The 11,248-nt window shown below is 59.7% G+C and carries 6 protein-coding genes; 5 read left to right on the forward strand and 1 reads right to left on the reverse strand.

The window, feature by feature from the left end; all coding sequences use genetic code 11:
* The first annotated feature begins 93 nt into the window (after nt 1-93).
* From WKF55_12825 to WKF55_12845, 5 genes are all read left to right on the forward strand, one after another.
* Nucleotides 94-3,114 (forward strand): SusC/RagA family TonB-linked outer membrane protein, encoded by a 3,021-nt coding sequence (locus tag WKF55_12825; GenBank protein ID MEJ7760461.1) that lies wholly within the window; start codon nt 94-96, stop codon nt 3,112-3,114.
* Between the two features lie 19 nt (nt 3,115-3,133).
* Nucleotides 3,134-4,543: a hypothetical protein gene (locus WKF55_12830; GenBank protein ID MEJ7760462.1), complete on the forward strand. Its 1,410-nt coding sequence runs from the start codon at nt 3,134-3,136 to the stop codon at nt 4,541-4,543.
* A gap of 271 nt (nt 4,544-4,814) precedes the next feature.
* Nucleotides 4,815-5,207 carry a Plug domain-containing protein gene (locus WKF55_12835; protein MEJ7760463.1) on the forward strand — a complete coding sequence of 131 codons (393 nt, stop codon included), beginning with the start codon at nt 4,815-4,817 and terminating at the stop codon, nt 5,205-5,207.
* Nucleotides 5,208-5,845: 638 nt separating this feature from the next.
* Nucleotides 5,846-8,971, forward strand: coding sequence for a SusC/RagA family TonB-linked outer membrane protein (locus WKF55_12840; GenBank protein MEJ7760464.1), 3,126 nt, complete (start codon nt 5,846-5,848; stop codon nt 8,969-8,971).
* 18 nt (nt 8,972-8,989) lie between these two features.
* The gene (locus WKF55_12845) at nt 8,990-10,573 is read left to right on the forward strand and encodes a RagB/SusD family nutrient uptake outer membrane protein (GenBank protein MEJ7760465.1); all 1,584 of its coding nucleotides are present in this window, start codon (nt 8,990-8,992) and stop codon (nt 10,571-10,573) included.
* Nucleotides 10,574-10,696: 123 nt separating this feature from the next.
* On the opposite strand, the gene WKF55_12850 is transcribed toward WKF55_12845, so the two are convergent.
* Complete coding sequence (locus WKF55_12850; GenBank protein MEJ7760466.1) at nt 10,697-11,212, reverse strand: hypothetical protein; 516 nt, start codon at nt 11,210-11,212, stop codon at nt 10,697-10,699.
* Nucleotides 11,213-11,248: the final 36 nt, after the last annotated feature.

Below are 11,248 nucleotides of genomic sequence, written 5' to 3' on the forward strand. Positions count from 1 at the left end.
CCGGGCAACCCTGCTCCAGTCGGTGGAACCGGTGCATCAGCTAACTCTGACAGCACCGGAGATTTTTCCATACTCCCAACGCTGGAGAGAAGCGTGAACAAGACTCGATCGTTAGTCATGACATTCGTGTTGCTGGCACTTTTTGGTTCAAGTGCATGGGCTCAGACCCGGCGCATCAGCGGACGTGTCACTGTTGAAGGGACCACCGATCCGATTCCTGCAGCGACGGTCAGCGTGGTTGGAACGACGCTTGGAGCGATTACCGGAGATGACGGCCGGTTTTCGGTGTCGGCTCCCGCCGGCCCGGTTACGCTTCGCGTGCGTCGCATCGGCTACACGCCAAGAACCTTACCGGTGGGCGCGGGCCTGACCGAAGTGACGGCGGCACTCGCCCGCGACGTGCTCGAGCTCGACCGCCAGGTCATCACTGGTACCGCAACGACTGTCGCGCAGGTCAACGCCGCGAACGCCGTTGCCGTTGTGTCCGGCGAGCGCCTGAGCCGGGTTCAGGCGCAGACGATCGATAACGCGCTTCAGGGCAAAGTCCCCGGCGCAGTCATCAGCAGCAACAACGGCGCTCCCGGTGGCGGCACGCAGATCCAGCTCCGCGGAGTGTCCACCATCAACGCCGGCTTCACACCGCTGTACGTCGTGGACGGAGTCATCGTCAGCAATGCATCGATTCCCAACGCCGTCAACGTGATCACCCAGGCAGCCCGGTCTGGTGGCGTAGCGAATGCCGCCTCGTCGCAGGATCAGCAGGTTAACCGGATCGCCGATCTCAACCCGAACGACATCGAAAGCATTCAGGTGCTGAAAGGCCCTTCCGCCAGCTCCATCTACGGGTCCAAGGGTACCAACGGCGTCATCGTGATTACAACCAAGCAGGGACGCGCCGGCAAGACCACGCTCGATATCTCACAGCGTCTGGGCACCTACACACTGGCCAACAAGATCGGACCGTTCTTCTGCTTCACTTCTGCGGAAGGCGCTGACGACCAGGGCTTCCTCGGCGGTGGCGACGACGGCAAGCTGTTCACGGCAGCCGGCGAGAAGTGCCACGATTACGAAGAAGAATTCTACGGCAACGAATCGCTGTCGTACCAGACTGTTGCCTCGATCCGTGGGTCTACCAGTAGCGGAACGAACTTCTTCGTCTCGGGCTTGGCCCAGCGTGACAATGGACTGGCGCTCAACGACTTCTATAACAAGCAGTCGATGCGCATCAATCTTGGCCAGCAGGTGGGCGGCCGGCTCAATGTGCGCGCCAATACCGAGATTATCCATACGCTGACTCAGCGCGGAGTGTCGGGTAACGACAACACCGGTATCAACCCCTACACCACGTTCTCCGCGACCCCATCATTCGTCGACCTCCGACGCAACGCGGATGGGACCTTCCCGAGAAATCCGCAAAATGCCGTCGGTAATTCGAATCCGTTCCAGAATGCCGACGCTATCAAGACGCCTGAAAACGTTTATCGCCTGATCGGCAGTCTCACAGGAACGTACAACCTGCTGACGAGCCAGTCGCAGACGCTCGATCTCTCGATGACCGGTGGAGTTGACGCATTCAACGACGTGGCGAAGGTCATTTCTCCGGCGTTTCTCTATGTGGAACAGGTGAACTCGAATCCCGGAACGCTTGCCACGACATCATCGTCGTTTGTCAACGCCAATCTGAACGGTTCGCTTGCGCACCGATTGATCAGGTCAGGCTTTACTGCGACGACATCAGCCGGTTTCCGTCAGGACCGCCGCCAGTTCGACATCACGACCGTAATCGGCCGGGGGGTAATTCCAGGAGTCCAGAGCGTCGACCAGGCAGTCCAGAATTTCGTCGCTGAGAATCAGGGACTTGTGAAGGATTTCACGCTCTTCGCGCAGGAAGAATTCCTGACGTTCGGCGAGCGGCTGCTCTTTACCGCTGGTGTGAATGCGGAACGCTCGAGCAACAACGGAGACGACACGAAGTTCTACGCGTACCCGAAATTCTCGGCGTCATATCGTATTCCGGAGGTGATTCCGCGGGTCAATGAATTCAAGGTGCGACTGGCGTACGGCCGTGCCGGCAATCAGCCAACGCAGGGCAAATTCACATTCCTGACGACGCTCTTCAATGAAGGTGTCGCGGGTCTGCGAAATTCAACCGCCAAGGGTTTTGCCGGTATTCAGCCGGAAGTTGCAAGCGAACTCGAGGGTGGTTTCGACGTCCAGGCGTTCGACGGGCGGATGAGATTCTCTGCCACTCAGTTCAGAAAGCAGATTGACAACCTCCTGCTTCAGACCGTGCTCGCCCCGTCGACCGGATTCACGTCACAGTTCATCAACGGCGGCCAGATCGTCAACCACGGTACCGAGCTCGAACTCGGCCTGACACCTGTCCAGACCGGGCGCTTCGAGTGGACATCCAATACGACTTACGCAAGTGTTGCAGGCAAGGTGACGCGTCTTCCGGCGTCAGTGCCGGCGTTCATCCCTGTCTCCGGTTCGTTCGGAAGCCGGTTTGGCAACGGATTCATCCAGGTTGGTCAGTCGCCATCAGTCGTACAGGCGGTCAATTCATGCGCCGTCGCAGTTGCGCCTCGTTCAGCTTCGGCGCCGTTCGGCGGTAACTGCCCGGCGGCGAGCAGAATTCTTTCGTTCGTCGGCGATGCCCTCCCCGACTACACAATGGGCTTCAGCAACGACTTCACACTGGGCGCTATCCGCCTCTCGACTCTCGTCGACTGGAGAAAGGGCGGCAAGGCCATCAACCTCACCAACAATTATTTCGACGGCGGGTTGCTTGGTGACAGCGCGCTTGGGAATGCGCGTCTAACCTCGTTCCGTTCTGGCAGGGCTGCATATGTCGAGGACGCCGGCTTCGTGAAGCTTCGGGAAGTATCGGTCGCGTACGAGCTCCCCTCAGGTCTGACGAACAGGCTGTTCAATGGGCGTGCCGAGCGCGCCAGGATCGAGTTCAGTGGACGGAACCTTCTCACGTCAACCAAGTATACCGGCCTCGACCCGGAAGTATCGAACTTCGGGAACGTAGCGGTTGGGCGTCTTCAGGATGTGACGCCGTATCCGCCGAGCCGCAGCTTCTTCTTCTCTGTCAACACAACCTTTTAGTCATCGAGTGATCGCAATTATGAACAAATACACAACGATTGCGCTCGCGGCGGCCGCTTTTGCCTCCGGCGGGTGCAAGGACAGCACTACCGTCCGGTCGGTGAACGCGCCGACCGCCGAAGCGCTTGGCGGTGCGCTCAATCGCACGTCCCTTCAGGCTCTGGCAACGGGCGTGCTCGCCCAGGATCGCACTGCGATTGCCAGCTCGTTCACCTACGTCATATTGTCGGGCATTTTCGCCCGCGACGTCTATCGCATCGACAGCTCGGAACCCCGTTATGTCAGCGAGACCCTTGGTGGCCAGCCAGATGCGGGTAGTTTTGCCGGCGGTGGAGGTTTCGCAGATTTCTTCATCGCGATCCGCGCCGCCAACAATCTCATTCTCGCGTTGCCCACTGCTGCGGCAACCGACGTCAGTGCGGCTGAAAAAAGCGCGACTGCGGGATTCATCAAGACGATCAAGGCACTCGAGTACTACCGCTTGATCGAGCTCAGAGACACCGTCGGCGTTCCGATCCAGTCGGACAACCAGGACGAAGTCACGCCAATTCGCTGCAAGTCTCCGGTGCTGGCGTACGTGCAGGCACTGCTCGACAGCGCAAACACGGACCTGACGGCGGCAGGGGCGGCGACGAAGCTTCCCTTTACCCTTCCTTCCGGCTTCACCGCCAACGGCCGGGACTACAGCGTCGTGAGCAACATCATCAGGCTGAATCGCGGGCTTAAGGGCAAGGTGGATTTCTACACCGGCCTGAACCGCAAGGCTGTCATGCCTGCCCTCTACGCGACGGCCATTGCCGAGCTGACTCAGGCCTTGGGCGGGGCGGCCCCAGGTGCGGTTTCACCATCGACGTTCAACTTCGGCCCGTACTACAATTTCGGCGCAGCGGAGACCAACGCAGCAGCTAATAACCGTGCTGACGCCAAGATTGGCCTCAACCCCCTGATCAGAGACAGCATTCAGGCGGGTGACGCACGCGCTTCCAAGATCGTGAGCCGGCCGGTGCTTTCCGGCGGCGGTATTTCCACGACGGTGACCGCGTCGTTCGCGGTAGCCACGCCCGCCAACCAGGCGCTGCCACTTCCAATCCTGCGTGATGAAGAACTCGTTCTGATTCGCGCACAGGCGTACATCGAGGCCGGCAATTTTGCGGCGGCTACGGCCGATCTCAACTCGGTCCGCACCTTCAACCGACTGGCTCCGTACGCGGTGTTTACGTCGAGAGAGGCCGCGCGAAGCGCTGCTCTGTATGAGAAGCGTTTCTCGCTATTGCTCGAAGGCCCGCAGCGACTTGTGGATCTCAGAGAGTATGGGCGTCTGAACAACACGTTCTTCCGGAGGGAGACACCCACCGATCCATTCAATGCCGCCTTCCCGATCCCCCGCGGCGAGCAGAACGCCCGAAACGGAAATATTACCTGCCAGTAGGTGAGCGGCGGTAGCAGCGGGAAATCGTGAGGAAGCGTTCGACAGGGCGGTCAGAATAACAATCAAGCAAACGCAGCTTCGCATCGAGCGGCCCGGGCAGGATTAGCCCGGGCCGTTTTCTTTTATCCGGGTCAGCGGCAGAGTCCGCACGCTCGCCAGCGCGGAGCGGAGTTTTTTTTGCTTTTCAGAGCTCCACAAATCGGGCACTGGCGCAACAGATGCACCGGCCGCATTATCAACAGCATAGTCCGATTACCGTGGGGGGGTTGACATGAATGCCGCTCGCTGGGTCACCATTGCATCATCGCTGGCCGCTTTTGCATGTGCCGGCTCCCGTCAGGGCTCAAGTGGCCTCAACCATCAGAATCAGATTATTACCGAGGAGGAGATAGTTGACTCGAAGGCAGTCAACGCGTATGAGGCCATCAGGAAACTGAGAGGCAATTTCCTCAGCTATCGTGGCCGGACGACGATGATGAACACGTCCTCACCGGAGCCCACGGTATATATGGATGAAAATGCCTTCGGACCGCTGGCGTCCCTGAGGACGATTCCGGCGTCGCAGGTGGCTCAGATCAGACTGTACCGGGCTTGGGAGGCGGCGACGAAGTATGGCAACGGCAATATGGGCGGCGTGATCGAGGTAACGACCCGATCCAAGTGACGAGTCGACCGGGGAGGTAGGATCTATGACGTTTTTCCCATCCGTCGAAACGCCCGCGCTTACCCCTGATAGGGAGTCACAGCCAAGCCTTGGCGGTTGCTTCCCGCGCGTTTCGTGACACGCTACTTTAAAACTCTTGCGGGCGTTTGATTACACCCGTACATTTGCGCTACGAACTCCGGCAGACGCTCTAGCGCGCCGGCGACATCGCTCTCCGACATGATCGGGCGGCAGCGCCCGTCAATATAGATGCAGGCAGGTAGGTCCAATCTGGCGATCAACTGCGGCCGCACCCGGTAAGTGCGGCGATTTTCGCTATTCCGAAGCTGGCCAGATGCTGGGCAACGTTGACGACGTCCCTATTGTCGTCGCGTTCTGAGCTAAAGCAGTTTCCGTTCCACCGCGATTGGCGGCATCCACCATGAGCGGCATCACCCCCAGAGGAGGGACGCGATGGCAACTATAAGTCCTTAGAAAGGTCCAGTCCCGCACGTTGGAGCCGCGGGCAAACCCCTCGTGAATGCGCCGAGCGATTGGCAATCGAGATTCGCTCTCCGGATTGGACAGCAGTACCGCTTATTGGGTTTTTTTCGGCAAGCCATGATGATGCCGAACACATTCTTCGAACTAGAGGCAACATGAACAATTACAGGAAAGTCGGTCGGTTGGTTGCAGCCGGACTCGGCATCGTCGCGAGCGTAGCCGCCGCGTCGAGTGTCCAGGCCCAGGCAGTAATCACGGGCCGGATCACCGATCCGAGCGGGGCACCCATTCCGGGCGCGAGCGTCGTGTTCCCGGCGCTCGGCGTCGGAGTTGGCGCTAATACGACCGTAAACGGTGTCTATACCATTACGCTCGACGATAACCGCGTCGGCCAGTCGCTCGTGATGAATGCCCGCCGCATCGGATTCGCTCCGAGCTCGCGCAATATCACGCTCGCTGCGGGAAGTCAGACCCAAAACTTCACGCTCAGCGTCGACGCTCGCCGGATCGATGACGTCGTCGTAACCGGTGTCGCAACCGAGACATCGAGCAAAAACCTGACGATCTCCGTCGGAAAGGTCGGTGAGGCACAGCTCAAGGAAGTACCGGCTGTCTCACCCGCTAGCGCTCTTGCCGGAAAGGTTGCCGGCGTGCGCGTCTCCTTCACGCAGGGTCAGCCTGGGTCCACCCCAGCCATCCGCGTCCGCACGTCGACCAGTCTCGGCGTCGGTGGCCAGAACCCCGTCGTTCTTATCGATGGCGTGCTGACCCAGAACGGACTCGCCGACATCAATGGCAGCGACATCGAGTCCATCGAAGTGCTGAAAGGCGCTGCTTCGTCGAACTCTTTCGGATCTTCGGCGGCCAGCGGCGTTATCTCCATCCGGACCAAGCGCGGCAAGGACACACCTGAAGGCAAGGTCAGCTTCCTGACGCGAAACGAGTTCGGAACCTCCGAAGTCGAGAATTACGTTCCGCTGCTTGAGGTTCACGCGAATCAGCTGAACCCCGATGGGTCGTTCAAGCTGAGCTCGACGGGCGGCCGGATCCTCGAGGCCGATCACTTTCTCGATAACCCGTTCCCCGCCGGCACCTTCCGCAACCAGCTCAGGGAGCATTTGCAGAGCGGCCGCACGGTAATGAATTACGCGCAGGTGGCGATGCGCCGTGGCAACACCAATTTCTCCACCTCGTTCAGCCGCGACACCGACCGGGGCATCCTTCCGCTGCTCGAGGGTTTCCGCCGGAGCAACGTCCGCCTGAATCTCGATCAGGGCCTTGGCGACAAAGCTGATTTCTCGGCCGCCATCACCTACGGTCTTTCGTTCAGCGACCAGACCAATGCGTCTCGCGCTGGCTCAGGTTCAACGTTCTTCTCGCTGCTGCAGGCGCCACCGGATGTCGACCTCGAATTTCCGAACGGCCCCGGCACGACCCGCTTCTCGCCAGTGCTTCCGGCGGCTGCAGCAGGTGGCACCGCTCGCGGCAACCCGCTGCTCGATTTGAACCAGCGTGCGTACAACGATCGTCGCCAGCGCATCATCGGCTCATTCTCGGCCCGCTACCGGCCGTTCGGCTGGCTGACGTTCGATGGTAACTATGGTACCGACCGCCTTGACCGAAAAGAAACGAACTTTCTCGATCGCGGGTTGGTCGGTAGCAACACCACCGTCGAGAACGAGTCGACCGGCTTCCTGTCCGTCTACAATCTGAACAACCAGGCTTCCAACTCGCAGATCAGCGCACTGGGCACCTTCACGTTCGGATTGCTCAACTCGAGCACCCGGCTCGCTTACCAGTACGAGGAAGAAAAGAACGCCGACGTATTCAGCCAGACCGGAACGCTGAGAGTAGCTTCCGTTCCTGATCTGCAGGCGGGTGACCCGACGACGCTCCTTGCCACATCGTCTATCGAGAACTTCCGAACGTTGAACGGCAACATCGTTCAGAACTTCAACTTCGGCGACCGCTATCTCGTTCAGCTCGTCGGCCGGCGTGACGGCTCGTCTCTGTTCGGACGCGCAAACCGCTATGCCAACTATTATGGATTCTCCGGCGCCTGGAGAATCACCGAGGACATCAAGATCCCCGGCTTCCAGGAGCTGAAAATCCGCGCTGCCCGTGGTACCGCCGGTCTTCGCCCTGGCTACAACTATCAGTACGAGACCTACTCTGTGGCTGCTGGCCAGCTTACCAAGAATCAAGTCGGAAACAGAGACCTCGAGCCGGCGCTCCAGACCGAGAACGAAGTTGGTATCAACGCCAGCTTCCTCGATCGCTTCGACCTCGAGTACGTGAAGTCGGATCGTCACACCGAGGGTGCTTTCCTGCTCGTTCCGCTCTCGCTGGCGCAGTCCGGCGGATTCACGGCGCAGTGGCAGAACGCCGCGCGCGTCGGCGGCCGTACGTTCGAGCTTGCGCTCAACACCCGCGTCATCGAGCGTCCGAACCTGAGCTACAACTTCACTCTCACGGGCGAGCGCTCGCGTCAGAAGATCGACGAGCTCAACCGCGCACCGTTCCGCGTCGGCAGCACGTCGCAGGGACAGAATATTTTCTACTACCGCGCCGGAGAACCGCTCGGCGTCATTTACGGACAGAGATGGGCTCGCTCGATCGAAGAGCTCAAGGACAACCCGCTCAACGCCGGAAAGGATCTGAACGCGATGTTCGAGCTCAACGATGACGGCTATGTGGTTTTGAAGGGAAGTCGCGGCAAGATTAACGAGCGCCCCATCGCGTATGTCGACAGCAAGGGCGTTAACTACGTGAACATCGGTGACGTGAACCCCGACTTTTCCTTCGGCTTCGCGAACACCATTCGCCTTGGTGGCTTTACAGTCTATGGGCTGCTCGATGGCACCAGAGGCGGAAACATCTACAACTTCACCAAACAGTGGATGTTCCAGGATCAGCGGCATGGTTCGCTCGATCAGACCGGCAAGCCCGAGGAAAACAAGAAGGCCCTCGAGTACTACAACGTCGGTTTCTACAACGGTCTCGAGCCCAACAGCTACTTCGTCGAAGACGGCAGCTACGTTAAGCTCCGCGAACTGTCGGTGAGCTACAGCCTCGGCCAGCAGCTGCTCAATTCGATGCGCTTCCTCGGCCAGGGCCGCAGCGTGAAGGTTGCGCTCATCGGTCGTAACCTGAAGACGTGGACGGATTACAGCGGCTTCGATCCCGAAGCGGCATCAAACAATGATTTCAACTTCCGCATCGATGGCTTCCGCTATCCAAGCTTCCGCCAGCTCACTGGCCAGATTGAAATCGGCTTCTAATAACCGGACCTATCAACTATGAATTTTAGAAATCGGGTTGCGGTGCTGGCTGGGAGCGCGGCTGTCGTCGCGCTCGCCGGTGCCTGCAATCCAGATCTCAACGTAACGAACCCCAACGAGCCCGACATCGAACGCGCGCTCGCGACAGGCAGCGACGTTCGAGGTCTGATCGGCAGTTCGTATGCAACATGGTATCAGGCAATGCAGGGCCCGGTCGACGGCGAACCGTTGCCGGGCCTGGCGGTCGCCGTAATGGCTGACAACATGACCATGGCGTTCGGTAATTTCGGCGCCCGTTTCAACGGTCAGGAGCCGCGGCTGCCGTACAACAACAGCTCGGCTGCAGGCGACGGCCGGGTTGCAAGCACGCCGTACGATCGGATCTACGGCGCACTTGGAGCCGCCAACGATGGTCTCAATGCCATCAAGCGCGGCATCAAGCCATCAATCAACAAGAGCTCGCCCGACGAAACGCCGCAGATGCAGACACTCGCTTTTTTCATCCAGGGCGCATCGCTGGGTTTCCAGTCGCTGGTATTCGACAAGGGGTTTGTAGTCGACGAAGACACGCCGCCAGGCACGGCCGTGCTTCAGCCCTATACGGCAGTGTCAACGGCCGCTCTCGCCAAGCTCGACAAGACGATTGCAGCCGCAGCCGGTAAGACATGGACCGTTCCCACCGAGTTCACGCCGGGCATGACGATCACCGCCGACAGGCTCGGGCGAATGGCCAACACGCTCGCGGCCCGGCAGCTAGCCTATCTGCCGCGCACCGCGACAGAGAATGCCACGGTCAACTGGGCTCGTGTGCTCTCATATGCCGAGAAGGGTATCAGCACGGGCGAACCCTTCGACATGCAGATTAAGGGCGATGGCGGCAACTCGTGGGGCGACACTTTCAAGGCTTACAACAACCTTGAAAGCTGGGTTCGGGTAGATCAGCGTGTGATCCAGCTCGCTGACAAGACACAGCCAGTCGTGTACACGACCGCGACACCTCCGCCACCGGTCAATTCCCCGGACAAGCGCTGGGGTTCAGAATCGGCTAACGGAACTGATTTCAAGTTCACCAAACAGATTCCGTTTCCCGTTGCCCGCGGCGTGCACTTCTTCAGCCAATGGGGACACGTCCGCTATGTTGACCATTCTTACGAAGTGGACGCCCCTTTTCTCACCACCGTTCCGTATGTTCGCTTCTCTGAAAACGATCTCCTGATCGCGGAAGCGCTTGTGCGGACTACTGGCGACCGGGCGCGAGCGGCAACGCTCATCAATAAGACCCGTGTTGGCCGGGGTGGCTTGAGCGCCCTGACCGCAGGCAGCAGCACCAACGATCTCCTTGCCGCAATCTTCTACGAGCGCGACATCGAGTTGTTCGGCACCGGTGGCGGGCAGGCATGGTTCGACCGCCGTCGTATCGACCTGAGCCTGACGTATGACGGGCTCCCGATCGGCAACACCTGGGGATTCCGTGGCGGATCCAACCTTCAGAAGGGAACGGCGCGTCATCTGCCGGTTCCCGCGAAGGAGCTGGAGACGCTCGGATTACCCGTATACACCTACGGTGGGAATGCTCCAAACCCAGTGTTCCCCGAGATGTAAGAGCAGTTGCAGGAACCCTATGAAAAAGGCACGCCTCTTCGGAGGCGTGCCTTTTTCAATGTGCCTTCAGCGATCGCCGTCAGCTCGCCACCCCCGAGCCTGGACATCGCCTGATACCCGCGTCTAACCCCTTGCGCGCCGGTAGTTACCGCAGGCCACGAGACCTTCCAGAGACTGCTGGCGTTCGCGGTAGATGTTGATGTGATAATTGCCTCCAACAGGAAACTCTATGGGAAGCGCAACAGTAGCCTGCGATCGCCCGCCGCTCCCAACCTGCAGCTCGGGAAAGCTGCTGACGGGGAGCAAGGGAACCGCCGGCGATCCACAGCTGCCTGCGAGAACTGCCCAGCTCAGGAACCGCTCATTGCCGCCATGAGTAAAGACGACGCTGAGGTTCGTCAGGTTGTTGCTGCTGCCACGGCTCATTGCAGATGTTCCGTAACTCCTCGCGCGTGAGCTTTGCCGGATCTCGGCGCTGCTCGACTGAACCGGCTGAATATTGGCGCTCCATTCCCCCCCGGCCGCTACACCTGCGCTCCTGACGGGCTCAGCCGCGCCCTCAACCGGCGTACTGGCGGGAGCGCAGGCAAGCAGGCCCGAGCCGATCGCCAGCAGGAAGAACTGATCTTTCATCGACATGTTTTTCTCTTTTTCTCGGTTGGTTGCGGCCAGACG

The sequence above is a fragment of the Gemmatimonadaceae bacterium genome, from assembly GCA_037721215.1.
In the GTDB taxonomy this organism is placed as follows: Bacteria; Gemmatimonadota; Gemmatimonadetes; order Gemmatimonadales; family Gemmatimonadaceae; genus UBA4720.